Source organism: Klebsiella scottii (genome assembly GCF_036561945.1).
In the GTDB taxonomy this organism is placed as follows: Bacteria; Pseudomonadota; Gammaproteobacteria; order Enterobacterales; family Enterobacteriaceae; genus Klebsiella; species Klebsiella scottii.
Map to the genome: position 1 here is coordinate 3,186,987 of NZ_JARXNI010000020.1, position 17,914 is coordinate 3,204,900.

The window sequence follows — 17,914 nt, forward strand, 5'->3', positions numbered from 1 at the left end:
AGCGCCCTCCGCTGCCAGAATAATCGCCGTGTAGCCGGTGTAAAAAGCGGCTGAGAAGTGGAGTACGGAGGTTATATGGCAGAGTTTGCCTTTTCAAAAGCGCTCTTTGGCAAAAAAAGAAGGAGCCCGCTGACCAGCAGCAATATCGCCTACGGACTGTTTGTGCTGTTCTGCTTCTGGGCCGGGGCGCAAATGCTGAGCATGCTGGTGCACGCGCCCGGCGTTTTTGAACACTTAATACAGGTCCAGAACACCCACCATCCGCGTATAGAAATAAGCCTGGCGGTAGGGACAGTATTTGGCCTGGTCCCCTTTCTGTCTGGCTGCCTGCTGGTCGCTCTGCTCGGGCTGATCCTGCGCTGGCGCAATAATCGCTAACGACGCGCCATGCAGCTGGCGCGCCTGTCATCAACCCGCTTAGCGAACCAGGCTGTCGTCAGGTTTCGCGTAATTTTAGGGCTTTCGAGCTGAATACCAGGGAGTATTTCTCGCGGCACGGCCTTGCCTGCTTTCCGATCGGCAAGGCGGAAAATCTGCTGATAGAGGTCGGTTTTTTCAAACGCCAGGCTGTCGCCTTTTTTCAGCTGACGGTGAATATCGTCATCGCTCATCGCCAGCTGTCCGGCTACGCGCCGCACCGCCAGTTCCGTGCTTCCCGCCTCATCGCTGTCGTAGCGAATCAAATCCCCGTCCAGCGCCAGCTTCACGCCGCTAACTTTGCTGACCGCATGCTGAAATGCGGCATTGCGGCTGGCGTACCAGCCGGCGTTGAAATCAGCAAAGCGATACAGCGGCACGCTATAGTTCGCCGGATAGTTCAGCAAATGCCGGGTGCCAAACCACAGGCCGCCGCGCAGGCTGAAGACCTCCTTGCGCACGGTGCCCTCCATTTTCCACGGATAGCCATCGGTATGCTGCTGGGCGAAGGCGATGCTTACCTGCATCGGCCCGCCGGTATGCACCGGATTGAGGGAGCCAAACAGGGTCTGGCCCATCGGCACCATGTCGATAAAATCGTCAAATACGGCGCTTAGCTGCTTCTCCGTTTTCACGCTATCCAGGCGTTCGCTGTAGCTTTTACCATCAGGCGAGGGAATTTTTAGCGCGGTATGCACGACGAACAGCGGAATGTGCATTTTCTCCGCCCGGCGGTCTATCTCCTGCCAGGCGATTTTATTCAGCCCCGGCACGACCGGGTCTGACTGATAGTTGGATTCCTGCTGGGCCACCGCCAGCACCGAACAGACGTTTTCTTCCGTCGGCGCCAGCTTCTGGCTTTCGAAGGCTTTAGCGATCGCCTGCGCCCATTGGTCACGGTTCTTCACGCTGGCCGGCATTTTTTGCCGTACCACGGCGGCAACGTCCACGGGCTTTTCGTCTTTTTTTAGCGCCAGCCCCTGATTGCTGGTACAGGCGCTGAGAACCATCCCCGCCAGGAGCGTCAGGGAGAACGAAACGATACGGGTAGAGGCTGCTGCTGCCATAATCCTTCCTTGAGATAATTAACCGAGCGTTTGCGTCACTTCACTCAGCTCTTTGCCATCGAGTTCACGTTCAAAGCTGCGCAGACGTTTGTAGATGGACATCAGTTCCACCAGCGTAGTCCAGGAGCTGATCAGGTACTGGAACGAACCGCGCACCTGGCCAAATACGTTGGTTATCTGCGTCATCAGGCCCAGCGTAATGGTACCGGCAACGATCGACGGAAACAGCAGGAACAAACCGAAAACGTTATCAACCTGCAGATAGAGAATGCGCGCGATGTTGAAGTACATATAGTGGAAATAAAGGCGGAAATAGTTACGGCGTACGGCGCCAAACAGCTCGCGTACGGTCGGCGGCGTCGCGCGAGCGGCGTCGTCTTCGCCGTACACCAGCTCTTTACGATAGGCCGCCTCAACGCGCTGGTTTTTAAACTCGAGGCCCGGCAGCTTAATCCCCACCACCGCCAGCATACCGGTTCCCATCAGCGACCAGACGATCGCCGCAATCACCAGGCCATACGGCAGGTGGCCGACAATCGGCAGGTCCGGCACGTGCTCGGACAGGGTCACCAGCACCGGCAGGAAGGCAATCAGCGTCATCACCGCGTTGATAAAGCTAACGCCCATATCCTCAAGGGTAGAGGCAAAGCGCATGGTATCTTCCTGCACACGCTGGGCCGCACCTTCGATATGGCGTAAGTGGTGCCAGTGCGCCATGTAGTGTTCGTTCATCGCGGTGCGCCAGCGGAAGACGTAGTGGCTGACGAAAAAGTTGTTCATCACGCCGATAATGACCGCAATGAGCGCGATGCCGAGGAATACGCCGATCTCCTGATAAAACTGGTTGATGCTGACCTTATGCGGCGTGGCCAGCGCGGACTGAATCAGATCGTAGAACGGCGCGTACCAGGCGTTAATCGCCACCCCGACTTCGACCATAAACCAGGTGACGAAGATAATCAGCGCGGTGCCGAGGATCGACCAGTACTGCCAGCGATGCGGACTGTAGATAAACCAAAACAGAGCAAACACGCCGACGCAGAACATATAGTAAACGTAGAACAGCAGATAGTTCAGCGACCAGAAACGCGCGGCGCTGATGGCCACGTTTTGCGAGGCTCCGGTTAAGCGCAGCAGCCAGTCGCCGCCGCCCGCCTGCCAAAAGATCACCGCCAGCAGTGACCAGATAAAGGCAGAGATAAAAAACGGCCCCGGTTTGGGGAAAAAAGATTTAAACATCATGCTCTCCTGCTAACTTCTTATCGTTCTGATTATGCTGTGTACCACGACAATGCTCGCTGCAGATCGGCAGCAGCAAAGAAAGGCAACCGGATGATGAGACCGGATATCAGCAGCTTAGTTCGTCTGCCAATCGCTAAGAATTGTTTCTATGGGTTTCACGCGTACAGGATTGCCGGGGACGGTCAGCGTGCGCCAGACCTCGTTATAGTGGGCGATCAGCGTTTTCGCCTGCGCCGCGGCGCGGTTGGCGGTGGTGTGCGCATCTTCGGCAACGGTAATGGCATAGCCGCGGCTGGCGCCGTTTTTGATGGTGGTATCGACGCAATAATCGGTTGCGCAGCCGCAAATGACGAACTCTTCGATGTTCAGGTCGCTCAATAGCTGTGCAAGGCGGGTTTGATAGAACGCATCGCAGGCGGTTTTGGTGACATGCAGCGATCCCGCCGGCTGCTCCAGTTCCGCCAGCAGGGCGAAACCGTCGCTGCCCTCTTCCAGCCCGCCGTCTTCCGCGTGTTGAATGAAAATAACGCGATCCGCGGCGCGTGTCAGGCGGTTAATGTGCGCGACGCAGCGCGCTCGCTCAACCCGCGGCGTCGCAAAGACGCCATTTTGCATATCGACTACCATTACCACCCGCTGAGTCGCCATCTCTCTCTCATCTCCCGATTAATCAAACGCTAATCATACCCGCCCGCCGGGGAAAGCGGATATGCTGATACGCAAAAAAGTCCTTTTTACGCACCGTTACGTTTTTCCGCACAATATTGACGTTATTCCCGCCTTGCTCTGCCTCGCTTCGTAGTATAAATACGCTCTATATCTCTTTTCATCATATGGATACCCCCGTTGAAACGTAGTCTGCTCATTTTTGCTGCGCTGTGCGCGGCGTCGTGGACATCGGTCCAGGCTGCTCAACCGAGCGTCGATCCGGAATTTGCCTCCGATATTGTCGACCGTTACGCCAACCATATCTACTACGGCAGCGGCGCTACCGGCATGGCGCTGGTCGTCATCGACGGCAACCAGCGCGTTTTTCGCAGCTTTGGCGAGACGCGCCCGGGCAATAATGAACATCCTCAGCTGGATTCCGTCATCCGCATCGCCTCATTGAGTAAACTGATGACCAGCGAAATGCTGGTGAAAATGCTCGATCAGGGAGTGGTTAAGCTTAACGATCCGCTGAGCAAATACGCTCCGCCGGGCGCTCGGGTGCCGAGCTATCAGGGCACGCCAATCACGCTGGTTAACCTGGCGACGCATACCAGCGCCCTGCCGCGTGAACAGCCCGGCGGCGCGGCGCACCGCGCGGTCTTCGTCTGGCCGACCCGCCAGCAGCGCTGGGAATGGCTGTCGACAACGTCGTTGAAAGCCGCGCCCGGCTCCCAGGCCGCCTACTCCAACCTCGCTTTCGATCTGCTGGCGGACGCCCTTTCGAACGCCGCTGGCAAGCCTTATCCGCAGCTGTTTGAAGAGCAAATTACCCGCCCGCTGGGCATGAAAGACACCACCTTTACGCCATCGCCGGATCAATGCGGCCGCCTGATGGTCGCCGAGAAAGGGGCCAGCCCGTGCAACAACACCCTGGCGGCGATCGGCAGCGGCGGCGTTTACTCCACGCCGGGAGATATGATGCGCTGGATGCAGCAGTTCCTCTCTTCTGATTTTTACACCCGCGGCCAGCAGGCTGACCGCATGCAGACGCTGATCTATCAGCGCAGCCAGCTGACCCGCGTTATCGGTATGGACGTGCCGGGGAAAGCCGATGCGCTGGGCCTTGGCTGGGTTTATATGAAGCCGAAGAACGGCCATCCGGGCATTATTCAGAAGACCGGCGGCGGTGGCGGATTTATTACCTATATGGCGATGAACCCGCAGGCTAACGTGGGCGCCTTTGTGGTGGTCACCCGCTCTTCGCTGACGCGCTTTAGCAATATGAGTAATGGCATCAATGACCTGGTCAGCGAATTGAGCGGGGAAAAGCCGCTGGCTGTTCCCGAATCCTGATTAATATTCTGAAGGCAAATGGTTGATGCTAACCAGTTTGCCTTTATCCATTTCGATATAGCCGCCCTTACGGAGAGCAGCAAGCACTTCGGCCACCACGGAGCGCGAAATACGCGTTTTTTGATGGATATAATTCATAACGCCAATACGAAAACGTAATTGCTCGTCCCAGTCAATCATCGACAGCAGCGTTGCGCGAATTTGCTCATAGGAATTATTACCAATTAGCTGCAGGTCGCGTAGCTCCATAATACGATTATGCCATACCAGCCAGCAGAATGCGTCGCGCCACAAATTATTCTGGTCGATTATTTTAATCGCCTGCGAGGAAGGCAGATGATATCCAGTACACTCCCCCTCAGTCATGATTTTATATTTAACCTCATTTTTCATGACCCCATCGGCCAGCCCGATAATAAAGGGGGCCTGAGCGATACCAACCAGAATATTTTCACCTCTGCGCAGAGAGATCACGCCGGCTAAAATAACTACCGTTTTGTCACAATGTATATCATTCGAAAATACCATCTGCTTTTTACTACAAAATTCGAAGTGAGTGCCGTATTTTGACAAGCATTGATCCAGCTGATCAAATTCATTAAGCGGTTTACTCAGTGATAACATTTATGCATTCCTGACAATAATGCCCGTCAAATCCTTGACGGGCATACTCTTAGATTAAATAACCTTTAATGTTTTATCACTGCAAACAATCTTACCAGGTGTATTTAACGCCGACGTTAGCAGCCCAGTCCTGATCCACATCCCCGCCACCGAGGTAACTCACATCGGAGTAGGCGCTGAAGTTGCGGGTAAAGCTGAACTGAGTACCCAGCCCAACGCGTACCGCAGAACCTTCGGTGCCGTTATCGATAGAGTCACCGTTTACCTTAGCGTTGTTGTCGGCATCGTCATAAACATAGGCCAGCTTGAAGTAAGGCGTCAGGGCCTGATCGCTACCGTAGGTAAAGGTGTAGCCCGCATCAACGCCCAGCTCATAGCGCATGCTGTCGTAAGACTGGCCGCCCACTTTCATGCCGTTGCTCAGGCGGTAGTCGTCCCCGGACTGGAACAGGCCTGATACGCTGCCGTAAGGAGTTACATACCCTGCATTACCCAGCTTCCGGTCGTAACCCAGTTTCAGACCGAAGCCCCAGGCATCGGAGGAAGTGCTGCCGTCCACGAACTGGCCGTTGCTCATATTGGCAGACAGCTGGTTGCTGAAGTGAGAGTAGTTCAGAGAACCGTCAACGAAAACGTTGTTTGCAAAGCGAGCGGACGAGTAGATATAGGCGGTCTGGCTGTCCTGATCCACCTGACCGCTGCGATCGCTCAGGTCGCCTTTCACGAAGCCCGCGGCGGCACCGACGATCCACTGAGCATGGTTGCCATCAATTTTGGTATCCAGACCCAGCATGGCGCCGTTCACGTTCTGATCGTAGCTGATGGTGTCATTGTCTCCGCTGAAGCTAGCGCCTAAATAGCTGCCCCATGCGCCGCCGTTATCCGCCAGACCATGCCGGGAGTGGGTCAGACGAGTCGCCACGGTATCCTGCTGCAGATTCCAGATATTGCTGTTAGCGGACGGGATGCTGAGCGCCATGTTCGCGTAATCGGTCAGCGCCCTCTGCTGCATCACAACCAGGTTACCTTCCTGCTTAGCCTGCCAGGTGTAGGCACCCAGATCGGCTTTGTTTGCCGCAGAGAAGGTGGCGGTGCTGCTCTTGTCGTTAACATAGATCAGCTCTTTGCCTTTGTAATCGGCAACGGAGCCCGTACCCGCCGCATTATCAATGCGAACCTTGAAGTTGCCGGTGGCTGCCGCAACGTTGTCGCCCGCGTTATCCACTTCGGACTGGTCGAAAGAGGTGTCGGAGTCACCATTGCCGTTAATGGTCAGATGACCATCGGAGTTCATGGCGATGGTGCCGTAGCCGTAGTTAGGCTTAGCGGTATCGTTAGTACGATCGTTGGTTAAATCGGCATTCAGCACGAAGCGATTGCTGTGAACATTAAACACGCCAGCGTGTACTTTCCCGCCGGCATCCGTCGAGCTGGTCAGATTCAGCGTATCGGCCTGCATCGCGTACGCCGTGCTGTTGCCCACATCGAGAATACCATCGTGGGTAACGTTGACGATGTTGGCATACAGCGCGGCATCATCCACGCCCCAGCCAGCAGAGACATCGTCGGCAATCATTACGGTACTGTTGTCGACTGTCAGCGCGTGGGTCGCCACATGGCCATCTTCATCGATCTTCAGGGCAGAACCACCGGTCAGGGAGATGGTGTCGGAAACCAGGGTGGAATCCGCTACGTTCACGACAGAACCGCCGTTGATGCTCAAAGTATCAATTAGCGACGTTTTGGTGGTATCCCACCGTGAACCGCTGTTTAGCGTCACATTGAACAGACCGCTCTGATAGACTTCATTGCCGACAACGTGACCGTTTTCATTATAGGCCGTGTCGCTGTTGCTGAGACCATAGGTCGACCACGGCCAGAGGCTGTTCGCTGCGACATCAAGCAGCGTTGCGGTTGCTTCGGTGCCTTCGGCAAAGCTGTCGTAAACGCCATCGCCATCAGAATCAACCTGATGTGTGGACATCGCTGCCCCCACCCACTTGCTGCCGTTATTCAGCGTGACATCCATACGGTCGGTGCCGTCCCAGCCGTTAGTGTCTACGGCAGAGTTGGTATCCCGGTAGCTGTCCGCACCGCTCGGGAAGAAATTGTGGTCAAAGTTACTGGAAAATAAGATGTCCCCCATTAAGGTAGAGTTAGTGAGGTTAACCGTCGTCTGCATTGCGTTATCCGCATGCGGATTGGCGATCGCCGAGATCGCGACGTCATCAGCATTAAAACCGGCATGACCACTCGCATTAAAGTCAGTACCGCCGTAATCGCTGGCGTTATTGTTGTTGCCGAACCAGCCAGAGGTACCTTCATCCGACCATGAGCCAGACGTCACGGTAGAATCCGTTACATTGATCGCGTTGTGAAACACTTCGCTGCTGTTGACGCCGGTACTGACGGTATTGTCGTCAATATCTCCCCACTCGTAACCCTGAGTCAGGGTTATGCCGGCAACATGGGAGTTATTTTTGACGACCAGATCAACCTCCTGATCCAGCGTAATGGCCGTCCCCAGATCGTAAACGTCAACAACATGCGTATCTACGGAACCATCGGCGTGCGTGCCGTTGTAGGTATAGTGCTCATAGTTATCATCAATGGTTGAGTTATCAACGGTCAGCGCCAGGCGGTCATAAACATAGCCGGTAGCGTCACGACCCGCGCAGTCGGTGGTCATGCACTCAGAGGTGATCATCCCGTGGATGGTGCTGTTTTTAATGGTAAGGCTATTGCTGTTCGCGTTGGTAGCAAGACCATCATCCAGATAGTAAGTAGAGATCACGCCATTCACGACAGATTTATTGATTACCGGATAAATGTCACCGTTATAAACACTATCCGCCGCATAGTTATTCCAGCCTACATAACCATTATAGTAAACGCCGTCAGCATAGCTGGCGTCATTATAATGTTTAAATGTCGTGTAGTTGGTTCCAGATATATCATTAAAAGCACTTGCCTGAGAGGTGATTGCCAAAGTGCAGGCTAATGCTAATTGTGAAACTACAAATTTCTTTTTCCAAGGGTGCATTTGTCATCCCTCCTCAGGGACGTAATATAGTTGATCCATCAATTATCAATACTGAGAAGAACATTATTATGCTTCGCGGAACGATTATGCGGCGTCACCAGTTAAAGGTTCAATTATTCTTTAGCCAAAGTCCGAAACCGGACAATATCTTCATCGGGATTCTTTCTGGTGAGGGATAATTAAAATCACTATTTTCAGAGGATTAGAAATGCAAAATCAAACATATAACAAACAAATATATTAACCCACAAACAGAACATCAGTGAATAAACAGCTCAGCGTCTTAATTCCTCATAAAATCAACAAGCCGCCTCGACATTTAAAATAATCAACAAAACAAAAACATCACCTGCGAATATAAACATTCGTCATGCGTATTAAATTTCGGTGCTCATTATTATTGTCAGCGCCTTCCGGCGAGGGGGATTTTAAGCCACTTTCGTAAAACGTCGGCCCTCAGGTTCAGGTATACTGCGGTCTTTCATTTCACAAAATCAGGCAAACCATGACAGATTTAATCACTCGCCCGCGCCGCTTGCGTCAGTCCGCTTCGCTACGAGCCATGTTTGAAGAGACAACACTGAGTTTGAATGACCTGGTGTTGCCGATCTTTGTTGAAGAAGAAATCGACGATTACAAAGCCATCGAAGCCATGCCCGGCGTGATGCGCATCCCGGAGAAGCACCTGGCGCGTGAAATCGAGCGTATCGCCAACGCCGGCATCCGCTCGGTTATGACCTTCGGTATTTCCCATCACACCGATGCCAACGGCAGCGATGCCTGGAACGAAAACGGCCTGGTCGCGCGGATGTCGCGTATCTGTAAGGAGGCGGTACCGGAGATGATCGTGATGTCCGATACCTGCTTCTGCGAATACACCTCCCACGGCCACTGCGGCGTACTCTGCGAGCACGGCGTAGACAACGATGCGACCCTGGTGAACCTCGGTAAGCAGGCGGTTGTTGCGGCAGCGGCCGGCGCTGATTTTATTGCGCCATCCGCTGCGATGGACGGTCAGGTGCAGGCTATTCGCCAGGCGCTGGACGCCGCTGGATTTACCCGCACGGCCATTATGTCTTACTCCACTAAGTTTGCCTCATCGTTCTACGGCCCGTTCCGTGAAGCGGCGGGTACCGCGCTGAAGGGCGATCGTAAAACCTACCAGATGAGCCCGATGAACCGCCGGGAAGCGATTCGCGAGTCCCTGCTGGATGAAGCCCAGGGCGCTGATTGCCTGATGGTGAAACCGGCCGGCGCCTATCTTGATATCCTGCGCGATATCCGCGAGCGCAGCAATCTGCCGCTCGGCGCCTACCAGGTCAGCGGCGAGTACGCGATGATCAAATTTGCCGCCCAGGCGGGCGCCATCGATGAAGAAAAAGTGGTTCTGGAAAGTCTTGGCGCCATTAAGCGCGCCGGCGCAGATCTGATCTTCAGCTATTTCGCCCTTGACCTGGCCGAAAAGAAAATCCTGCGTTAACCCCGCTACCCGCTCCACGCCGCAGGCCGCAGGCCGGGAATTTTCCTGACCTGCGTCGCGCTTTCGGGTCTGCCAATACCGAATCTTCACCCAACTGCAATATAAGCGACACTTCCGCCTTCTACTGTCTCGGCAGGACGGAGGAGGAAGCGCTATGTTTAGTCTCGATCATGTACTCGACGACCTGTGGCCTCAGGCCAGGCCCGCCGCCTGGCAAAAGAAGCTGCTAAAAAAACTGCTCCATGAGGAAGAGTTTCAACAATTTGCCGCCCGCCATCGCCATCTGAAGGGGCTCGATACGGTCGAACAGGTGCTGGAACACCTTAATATTCGCTGCGCTATTCCGACGCACGATTTGGAACAAATTCCTGAACACGGCCCGCTGGTGATCGTTGCCAATCATCCTACCGGTACCCTGGACGGCCTTGCGCTACTTTATGCCGTCTCCCGCGTTCGTCGCGATGTTAAAGTCGTGACCAACCGCCTGTTGACCCACCTTGAGCCGCTCAGCTCACTGTTCATTCCGGTCGATAATATCAACGGCCGCACCGCTAAAGCCGCGCTGCAGCAAATGGATCGGCAGCTACAAAACGGCGGCGTGCTGATCTTTTTCCCGGCAGGTGAGGTCTCGCGCCCGACGCGCCGGGGGATCCGCGATAAGAAATGGCACCCCGGCTTTATCAAGCTGGCGACCAAATATCGCGCCCCGCTGCTGCCGGTGTGGATCCGCGCGCACAACAGCGCCCTGTTCTACGCCAGCACCCTGCTCTCAGAAAACCTGCCGCTACTGCTGCTCATGCAGCAAATGTTTCGTCGCCGCAACAGCAGCCTGCCGATCGGCATTGGCCAGCAGATTGCCTGGTCCAGCTGGTATAGCCCGCAGATGTCTCCTCGGGAGCTGGCGGATCGATGCTATCGCCACGTCGAACTGATGGGCAAAGGTCAGGCGGGCATATTCAAAACGGAAAGCGCCATCGCCCGCCCTGAAGATCGGGCGCTGATAAAACGCGAGCTACACCGCGCGGAGTGTCTGGGGCACACCGCCGACGGCAAAACCATCTACCTGTGGCAGCGCAACGGTCAGGACGACGCCCCGCTGCTGCGCGAGCTCGGCCGCCTGCGGGAGATCGCTTTCCGCGCGGTGGGCGAAGGTAGCGGCAAACGTCGCGACGTCGACGGCTACGACGATGATTATCTGCACCTGATTCTGTGGGATGAAGAGGATCTGGAAATCGTCGGCGCCTATCGCTTTATGCCTACCGCAATGCAGCTGGAAAAGCGCGGGCTGGAGGGCATTTACAGCTATAGCCTGTTCCATTACGACCAGCGGATGGAGGATATTCTCCGCCACGGTATTGAGCTGGGGCGCAGCTTTATCCAGCCGCGCTACTGGGGACGACGCGGGCTGGATTATCTGTGGTCGGGGATCGGCGCGTACCTCGCACGCTACCCGCACTACCGCTATCTGTTCGGCCCGGTGTCGATTTCCGGCGGCCTGCCGCCAGCGGCCCGCGATCTGCTGGTGGCCTTCTATCGTCTGTGGTTCCCGGCGACCCACCCGCTGGCGGAGTCGCGCCGTCCCTATCCCGCTTCGCTGCCCGACGTGCTGGCGCAGTTTAGCGGCGAGGATTATGCCGAAGATCTCACCCGCCTGAAGTCGCTGCTCGGTAATCTCGGCTGCGCCATTCCGCCGCTGTATAAGCAATATTCCGAGGTGTGTGAACCGGGCGGCGTGCAGTTTATCGACTTCGGCAGCGACCCTGATTTTAACAACTGCGTGGACGGGCTGGTGCTGGTGGATTTGACGTTTTTAAAAGCCAACCGCTATCAGCGCTATATCGGCGCGCATCTGTAATCAGCCCGGCCTGCGGCGCGCTGCCGCAGGTTTTAACCGGCGCGATAGTACGGCTTATCGCCGAGGATCGTCGCCCGATGCATAATGCGCCGCTGCGGCAGATAATCGGCGTTGGCGTAATGCTGGGTGACGCGGTTATCCCAAATCGCCACATCGTTCGGCTGCCAGCGCCAGCGCACCTGAAACTCCGGTTTCGTTATATGGCTAAACAGGAAGTTCAGCAGCGCCTCGCTCTCTTTCTCCGTCACGTCAACGATGCGCGTGGTAAACCCTTCGTTAACGAACAGCGCCTGCCTGCCGGTCACCGGATGAGTGCGCACCACCGGATGCAGCAGCGGCGGGTTCTTCGCCACCGCCTCCAGCCAGCGCCGGTGCTCCTCTTCGCTGTTGCGGTATTTATACTCCGGGAACGATTTACGGAAATCATGCTCCGCCCGCAGACCACTCAATAGTTGACGAAAAGGTGCGGAAAGCGCTTCGTACGACGCGACGCCGCTGGCCCACAGGGTGTCGCCGCCGGTGGACGGCAGCTCTTTTGCCGCCAGAATCGCGCCGGCAGGCGGCGTCTCGATGAAAGTGACATCGGTATGCCAGTTGTCGTTATCCGGCGGATTATCATCATGGGTGTCGAGCACGATAATTTCGTCGACGCCGGGCGCGTGGGGATAGACCGGATGAATATGCAGATCGCCAAAGCGTAGCGCAAAATCACGCTGCTGCTGCGGGGTAATATTCTGCTCGCGCAGGAACACCACCTGATGGCGCAGCACCGCATGATACAGCTGCTCAAACTGGTTATCGCTCAGAGGACGCGCGAGGTCCACGCCGGCTATCTGCGCGCCAATATAGGGCCCCAGCGGGGTAATGCTCAGACGTTCACTCATTGTACTTCTCCATGCCAGGGCGTCAGGCGGCGCTGCAGCGCGCGCAGCCCCAGTTCCAACAGAAACGCAATAATCGCAATCACCGCAATCCCGGCCAGCACCACGTCGGTTGCCAGAAATTCGCCGGCGGATTGCACCATAAAGCCTAACCCGCGGGTGGCGGCAATCAGCTCCGCGGCCACCAGCGTTGACCAACCCACGCCAAGACCAATGCGCAGGCCGGTGAGGATCTCCGGTAAAGCGCCGGGTAAAATAACCAGCCACAGCACCTGCGCGCGGCTGGCGCCTAATGACTGCGCGGCGCGAATGCGCACCTGCTGGGCGCTTTTCACCCCCGCCAGCGCCGACATCGCCACCGGGGCGAAGATCGCCAGATAGATCAATAAGATCTTCGACGTCTCGCCGATGCCGAACCAGATAACCATCAGCGGGAGATAGGCCAGCGGCGGCACCGGGCGGTACAGCTCAATTAAAGGATCGAGAATGCCGCGCACCGTTGGGCTGAGCCCCATCGCGATCCCCACCGGAACGCCGAGCAGCACCGCCGCCAGCAGCGCTATCACGATCCGCGTCAGGCTCGCCGCCAGATGCTGCCAGAGGGTGGCATCCATAAAGCCCTGCGGGCCGGCAATGGTTATCAGCTTGCGCAGCACCTGGCCCGGCGGCGGCAGAAACAGCGGGCTAATCAGCTGTAACGCCGCAACGGCCCACCAGATAGCCAGCAGCACCGCCAGCGTCGCCACGCTCAGCGTCAGCTGACGGGAAACAGGCCAGCGCCACTTCAGCGGCCGCCGACGCGGTTTATCATTGATGACCACGCTCATGAGAAGGCCTCCCGTTGTTCAAATACCCGGCTCAGCACGTATTCACGCTGCTCGATAAACCGCGGATCGGATTTAATGCTGCGGCAGGACTCACCGGCAACGAAGCGGCGGCCAAAGTCGAGCGGCAGTCGCTCCAGCACCTGCCCCGGGCCGGGCGACAGCAGCACCAGCTCGGTGGCCATAAACACGGCCTCTTCAATATCATGGGTGATAAGCAGTACCTGCTTGCCGGTCTCGTGCCACAGGCCGAGCAGCAGGGTTTGCATCTGTTCACGGGTAAAGGCGTCCAGCGCGCCGAACGGCTCATCAAGGAGCAGCAGCTGCGGGTTGGCCGCCAGCGCTCTGGCAATCCCCACCCGCTGGCGCTGGCCGCCGGAAAGCTGCCAGATAAAGCGTTTTTCCGCCCCTTCGAGACCCACCTTCTTCAGCATCTGCGCCGCCGTTTCCCGGCGGAGCGCTTTGTCCACGCCCGCCAGCTGCAGCCCCAGCGCCACGTTATCCTGCACGTTACGCCACGGCAGCAATCCTTCATGCTGAAAGACCACGCCGCGTTCGGCGCCCGGTCCCGTTACGCGCTGCCCTTCAAGGACGATGCTGCCGTGCTGATAAGGCACGAATCCGGCAATCAGGTTCAGCAGCGTGGTTTTACCGCAGCCCGACGGTCCAAGGACCACCAGCAGTTCACCGCTGTCCAGCGTCAGGTTGATATCCGCCAGCGCCGGTTTGCCGCCGTAGTCGGCAAAGAGATGCGAGATTTGCAGCATCGTGACCTCCTTATTTCACAAAACGATCGGTAACGTACTGGCTGTAATCGGCGCCGGCATCGGGTACTTTGCCCTGCTCTTTGAGGAACTTAGCCGTATCGATAATCGCTTTGTTCACCGGCCCGTTCAGCTCCTGCGCCTGCTGCGCCGCGGTCAGGTAGGTATTGCCCTTCACCAGCCCCGGGACGTCCGCATCCGGCACGCCGCTTAAGCGCGACAGCTTGCTGATATTTTCCGGCTGCTTCAGCCATGCATCCGGGTTAGCGATGTAGGGCTGCTGGGCGTCGATAGCGCTCTTCGCAAAGGCTTTCACAATCTCAGGATGCTTCTCGGCAAAGTCTTTACGCACCACCCAGACGTCCAGCGTCGGCGCACCCCACTCGCCGACCTGAGACGAATCGGTCAGCACCTTGCCCTCTTTTTCCAGCGCGTTGACCGCAGGGGCCCAGACGTAGGCGCCGTCGATATCCCCGCGCTGCCAGGCAGCAATAATCGCCGGCGGCTGCAGGTTGATAATCTGTACCTGGCCCGGCTTAATGCCCCAGTGCTTCAGCGCCGACAGCAGGCTGTAGTGGGTGGTGGAGATAAACGGCACCGCGATGCGCTTACCAATCAAATCTTCGGGTTTAGTAATGCTCTTTTTCACCACCAGCGCTTCGGAGTTACCGAGCTTTGAGGCCAGCAGGAAGACTTCAATCGGCACCTGCTGACTGGCGGCTACCGCCAGCGGGCTGGAGCCGAGGTTGCCGATCTGGACATCGCCGGAAGCCAGCGCGCGTACGATGCTCGCCCCGCTGTCGAACTTGCGCCAGTCAACGGTCGCACCGCTCTCTTTGGCAAAGGTATTGTCAGCCTGAGCGACTTTCGCCGGCTCGGCAGAGGTTTGATACGCCACGGTGACGTTGACCGCCTGCGCCTGAAAAGCGGCGAAAGCCAGGGCGGCGAAAAGTGTAATGCGCGATGCGTGTGCCATAGTGTCTGCTCCCCTTCGTTGTTATGGGTGCAGTATTTCCGGCCTGATGCGTTTGATGAAGTAATTAAAAATTCTGGCTAATAGCCAATCGTCATTAGAAAAAAACTGGCAAACGATAGTTAAAAATGGGGATTGAGTAGCAGAAGCGCTGGCCCGGTAAGCATAGCGCGAGCGGGGAGATCCCCGGCCGGCGACGCGCTGCGCCGCGGCCGGGAGACCGGTCAGCGTTTGGCCGCCAGCGCGGCAATATCTTTCGGCGTGGTGCGACAGCAGCCGCCAATCAGTTTTGCCCCCGCCGCCAGCCACTGCGGCAGATACTCGCTCAGGGCGACGCAGGACTCGCCGTGATGGTGCCAGGTTTTGCTCACCGCGTCGTAGTGCTCCCCGGAGTTGGGATAGACCACCAGCGGCAGCGCGGTCAAACCGTGCAGGTGCCGTAACGCGGCGGTGGTGTTCTCCAGGGCAATACAGTTAATGCCCAGCGCCACCACCTGCGGATAGTGCGCAAGCGCCGCCACCACTTCGCTCAGCGGCGTGCCGTCGCTGAGATGCTCAGCGTCGCGCAGGGTAAATGAGAACCAGGCGCGAGCGCGCGGGTACGCCGTCAGCAGCGCCGCCAGCGCCTTAATTTCGGCAAATGACGGCAGGGTTTCGCAGGCCAGCAGATCGGCTCCGGCATCGAGAAGCGCTTCAACGCGCGGGCGATGGAAGGCCTGAAAATCCTCCGCGCTGCGCTGATAATCGCCGCGATATTCCGAACCATCGGCAAGATACGCGCCGTACGGCCCCACCGAACCGGCGACCAGCAGCGTGCCGGCCTGCGGGTTTTCCGCAAGGTACGCCTCCCGCGCTTTACGCGCCAGCTCAACGCTTTTCCCAATCAGCGCTTTCGACTGCGCCTCGTCCAGCCCGCAGGCGGCGAAGCCCGCCGGGGTTGCCTGATAGCTGGCGGTGATCGCGACCTGCGCTCCGGCGCGGAAATAGTCCAGGTGCACGTCGCGAATCAGCTGCGGATTTTCCAGCAGTACCCGCGCTGACCACAGGCTATCGGCCAGGTTACAGCCGCGCGCTTCCAGCTCCGTCGCCATCGCGCCGTCGAGCAGCACAAAGGGCTCGCGGGCAAGGATAGAGGTTAACGGGTTAATCTGCGACATGCTGTTGCTCCCTGTTAAGTTGTCGTGCGTGAGTCAGATACCAGACACCATAGCACAGTGCCACGAAGGGAATTCCGCACCACAGCGCAATTCGCTGACTGGGGTCAAACGCCAGGCCCACGCAGGCCACCAGGCATAAAATGAACCCCAGCACCGGCACCAGCGGATACCACGGGGCGCGATAGTGCAGCTCGCTCAGGGCTTTCCCCTGCTGGAGATGGCGACGACGGAACATAAAGTGCGAGGCGCAGATGCTTAGCCACACCGCTACCACCGCAAAGCCGGAGATCGCCGACAGCGCGACAAATACCGTATCTGGCGCAATAACGCTGGAAAACAGCGCCAGCACGCCGCCGAGCATGCTCACCGACAGCGCGGTCAGCGGCACGCCGTTCCTGGTCACTTTGGCAAAGCACGCCGGCAGGGTCCGTTCGTTCGCCAACGACCACAGCATCCGCCCGGAGGCGTAGAGGCCGGAGTTGGCCGCCGACAGAATCGCCGTCAGGATCACGAAGTTAAAGATATCCGCCGCGTAGGGAATACCAACCTTTTCAAAGACCAGCACAAACGGGCTTTTCTCCACCCCCGCCTGCTGCATCGGGATCAGCGCCGCCAGCACAAACACGGTGCCGATAAAAAAGATAATCAGCCGGGCGATGGTGGTTCGAATGGCGATCGGGATGACCTTATGCGGGTTTTGCGTTTCACCCGCCGCGATGCCGATCAGCTCGGTACCGGAGAAGGCGAAGTTCACCGCCACCATAGTCATCAGGATCGGCAGGCCGCCGTGCGGGAACCAGCCTTCAGAGGTCAGGTTACGCAGCCCCGGCGCCGGCGAGCCGTCCTGCATCGGGATAATGCCGAATATCGCCGCCCCGCCGAGAATAATAAAGGCGATGATGGTGATGACTTTGACCAGCGAGAACCAGAACTCGCCTTCGGCAAAGAAGCGGGTAGAGATGACGTTGAGGATAAAAATCACCGCGCAGAACACCACGCACCATACCCACACCGGCACCTGCGGAAACCAGTACTGCATACAGAAACCGGCGGCGGTAAAGCTCGAACCGAGCGCCACCGTCCACGTCAGCCAGTAGAGCCAGGCTACCGTGTACCCCGTTGCCGGGCCGAGATAGCGGGCGGCGTAGACGTGAAACGCGCCGGTCTCCGGCATCGCCACCGACAGCTCGCCGAGGCACTGCATCACCAGCCAGACCACCAGCGCGCCAATCAGATAGGCCAGCAGCGTTCCCGCCGCCCCGGTGGTAGAGATGATATAGCCGGTATTAAAGAACAGGCCGGTGCCAATCACGCCGCCCAGCGAGAGCATGATCAGGTGGCGGGTTTTCATGGTGCGCTTCAGCGGCTCACCCTGCTGCGGTGTACTTTGCATATTACCTTCTAAACGTATGGACATCTAAACATCCAAAGAGGTGCAGTTATACCGCGCCGAAGATGAAATTGCAAAACTAGCGCCGGTTTTCACGCCGTTTTACGGGCGTTTGCCCGAAAAACGAGCGCTGAATCTGGGCATTTAAACGACAAAAGGCAAAACGTGATCGGCATAAACACAAAAATAAAAC

At 57.2% G+C, this 17,914-nt stretch carries 15 protein-coding genes; 4 read left to right on the forward strand and 11 right to left on the reverse strand.

Annotated features, from left to right (window positions below):
• Window positions 1-75: 75 nt before the first annotated feature.
• Window positions 76-378 (forward strand): DUF2755 family protein, encoded by a 303-nt coding sequence (locus QFI97_RS22650; RefSeq protein ID WP_095094269.1) that lies wholly within the window; start codon window positions 76-78, stop codon window positions 376-378.
• Here the strand turns inward: QFI97_RS22650 and QFI97_RS22655 are convergent.
• From QFI97_RS22655 to QFI97_RS22665, 3 genes are all read right to left on the reverse strand, one after another.
• Window positions 375-1,484, reverse strand: coding sequence for a DUF1615 domain-containing protein (locus QFI97_RS22655; protein WP_346432025.1), 1,110 nt, complete (start codon window positions 1,482-1,484; stop codon window positions 375-377). The two genes, QFI97_RS22650 and QFI97_RS22655, sit on opposite strands and share 4 nt — an antisense overlap.
• A gap of 18 nt (window positions 1,485-1,502) precedes the next feature.
• Window positions 1,503-2,723, reverse strand: a complete 1,221-nt coding sequence (gene sbmA, locus QFI97_RS22660) for a peptide antibiotic transporter SbmA (protein ID WP_095094265.1) — start codon at window positions 2,721-2,723, stop codon at window positions 1,503-1,505.
• Between the two features lie 117 nt (window positions 2,724-2,840).
• Window positions 2,841-3,353, reverse strand: a complete 513-nt coding sequence (locus QFI97_RS22665; protein WP_499843353.1) for a cysteine hydrolase family protein — start codon at window positions 3,351-3,353, stop codon at window positions 2,841-2,843.
• A 219-nt stretch (window positions 3,354-3,572) separates the two neighbouring features.
• Here QFI97_RS22665 and ampH point away from each other — a divergent pair, with 219 nt between their 5' ends.
• Complete coding sequence (ampH, locus tag QFI97_RS22670) at window positions 3,573-4,730, forward strand: D-alanyl-D-alanine-carboxypeptidase/endopeptidase AmpH (RefSeq protein ID WP_346432027.1); 1,158 nt, start codon at window positions 3,573-3,575, stop codon at window positions 4,728-4,730.
• Here ampH and iprA read toward each other — a convergent pair whose 3' ends face one another.
• Both iprA and ehaB read right to left on the reverse strand, forming a co-directional pair.
• The gene (gene iprA, locus QFI97_RS22675; RefSeq protein ID WP_095094259.1) at window positions 4,731-5,354 is read right to left on the reverse strand and encodes a hydrogen peroxide resistance inhibitor IprA; all 624 of its coding nucleotides are present in this window, start codon (window positions 5,352-5,354) and stop codon (window positions 4,731-4,733) included.
• Between the two features lie 91 nt (window positions 5,355-5,445).
• Window positions 5,446-8,397 (reverse strand): autotransporter adhesin EhaB, encoded by a 2,952-nt coding sequence (gene ehaB / locus QFI97_RS22680; RefSeq protein WP_346432028.1) that lies wholly within the window; start codon window positions 8,395-8,397, stop codon window positions 5,446-5,448.
• Between the two features lie 505 nt (window positions 8,398-8,902).
• Between ehaB and hemB the strand changes: the two genes are divergently transcribed.
• Together hemB and olsF are read left to right on the forward strand one after the other, a co-directional pair.
• Window positions 8,903-9,877: a porphobilinogen synthase gene (hemB, locus tag QFI97_RS22685; RefSeq protein ID WP_095094255.1), complete on the forward strand. Its 975-nt coding sequence runs from the start codon at window positions 8,903-8,905 to the stop codon at window positions 9,875-9,877.
• Window positions 9,878-10,031: 154 nt separating this feature from the next.
• On the forward strand, window positions 10,032-11,732 hold the full coding sequence (olsF, locus tag QFI97_RS22690) for a bifunctional ornithine lipid synthase OlsF (RefSeq protein WP_095094253.1): 1,701 nt from the start codon (window positions 10,032-10,034) through the stop codon (window positions 11,730-11,732).
• A 32-nt stretch (window positions 11,733-11,764) separates the two neighbouring features.
• Here olsF and tauD read toward each other — a convergent pair whose 3' ends face one another.
• From tauD to mmuP, 6 genes are all read right to left on the reverse strand, one after another.
• Entirely contained in the window at window positions 11,765-12,616 is an 852-nt protein-coding gene (gene tauD, locus QFI97_RS22695) for a taurine dioxygenase (RefSeq protein WP_095094251.1), read from the reverse strand.
• Window positions 12,613-13,440, reverse strand: a complete 828-nt coding sequence (gene tauC / locus QFI97_RS22700) for a taurine ABC transporter permease TauC (RefSeq protein ID WP_095094249.1) — start codon at window positions 13,438-13,440, stop codon at window positions 12,613-12,615. Before tauC ends, tauD begins: the two co-directional genes overlap by 4 nt.
• The gene (gene tauB / locus QFI97_RS22705; protein WP_095094247.1) at window positions 13,437-14,204 is read right to left on the reverse strand and encodes a taurine ABC transporter ATP-binding subunit; all 768 of its coding nucleotides are present in this window, start codon (window positions 14,202-14,204) and stop codon (window positions 13,437-13,439) included. The genes tauC and tauB overlap by 4 nt, the downstream gene beginning before the upstream one ends.
• 10 nt (window positions 14,205-14,214) lie before the next feature.
• On the reverse strand, window positions 14,215-15,177 hold the full coding sequence (gene tauA, locus QFI97_RS22710; protein WP_041144238.1) for a taurine ABC transporter substrate-binding protein: 963 nt from the start codon (window positions 15,175-15,177) through the stop codon (window positions 14,215-14,217).
• A gap of 221 nt (window positions 15,178-15,398) precedes the next feature.
• Window positions 15,399-16,331 (reverse strand): homocysteine S-methyltransferase, encoded by a 933-nt coding sequence (mmuM, locus tag QFI97_RS22715; RefSeq protein ID WP_331850702.1) that lies wholly within the window; start codon window positions 16,329-16,331, stop codon window positions 15,399-15,401.
• Window positions 16,318-17,724 carry an S-methylmethionine permease gene (gene mmuP, locus QFI97_RS22720; protein ID WP_095094243.1) on the reverse strand — a complete coding sequence of 469 codons (1,407 nt, stop codon included), beginning with the start codon at window positions 17,722-17,724 and terminating at the stop codon, window positions 16,318-16,320. The genes mmuM and mmuP overlap by 14 nt, the downstream gene beginning before the upstream one ends.
• Window positions 17,725-17,914: the final 190 nt, after the last annotated feature.

Excerpts from the sequence above, each read along its gene's own strand:
- QFI97_RS22650 (WP_095094269.1), top strand. The coding sequence starts at position 76 with ATGGCAGAGTTTGCCTTTTCAAAAGCGCTCTTTGGCAAAAAAAGAAGG.
- QFI97_RS22655 (WP_346432025.1), bottom strand. The coding sequence starts at position 1,484 with ATGGCAGCAGCAGCCTCTACCCGTATCGTTTCGTTCTCCCTGACGCTC.
- sbmA (WP_095094265.1), bottom strand. The coding sequence starts at position 2,723 with ATGTTTAAATCTTTTTTCCCCAAACCGGGGCCGTTTTTTATCTCTGCC.
- QFI97_RS22665 (WP_499843353.1), bottom strand. The coding sequence starts at position 3,353 with ATGGTAGTCGATATGCAAAATGGCGTCTTTGCGACGCCGCGGGTTGAG.
- iprA (WP_095094259.1), bottom strand. The coding sequence starts at position 5,354 with ATGTTATCACTGAGTAAACCGCTTAATGAATTTGATCAGCTGGATCAA.
- ehaB (WP_346432028.1), bottom strand. The coding sequence starts at position 8,397 with ATGCACCCTTGGAAAAAGAAATTTGTAGTTTCACAATTAGCATTAGCC.
- hemB (WP_095094255.1), top strand. The coding sequence starts at position 8,903 with ATGACAGATTTAATCACTCGCCCGCGCCGCTTGCGTCAGTCCGCTTCG.
- olsF (WP_095094253.1), top strand. The coding sequence starts at position 10,032 with ATGTTTAGTCTCGATCATGTACTCGACGACCTGTGGCCTCAGGCCAGG.
- tauD (WP_095094251.1), bottom strand. The coding sequence starts at position 12,616 with ATGAGTGAACGTCTGAGCATTACCCCGCTGGGGCCCTATATTGGCGCG.
- tauC (WP_095094249.1), bottom strand. The coding sequence starts at position 13,440 with ATGAGCGTGGTCATCAATGATAAACCGCGTCGGCGGCCGCTGAAGTGG.
- tauB (WP_095094247.1), bottom strand. The coding sequence starts at position 14,204 with ATGCTGCAAATCTCGCATCTCTTTGCCGACTACGGCGGCAAACCGGCG.
- tauA (WP_041144238.1), bottom strand. The coding sequence starts at position 15,177 with ATGGCACACGCATCGCGCATTACACTTTTCGCCGCCCTGGCTTTCGCC.
- mmuM (WP_331850702.1), bottom strand. The coding sequence starts at position 16,331 with ATGTCGCAGATTAACCCGTTAACCTCTATCCTTGCCCGCGAGCCCTTT.
- mmuP (WP_095094243.1), bottom strand. The coding sequence starts at position 17,724 with ATGCAAAGTACACCGCAGCAGGGTGAGCCGCTGAAGCGCACCATGAAA.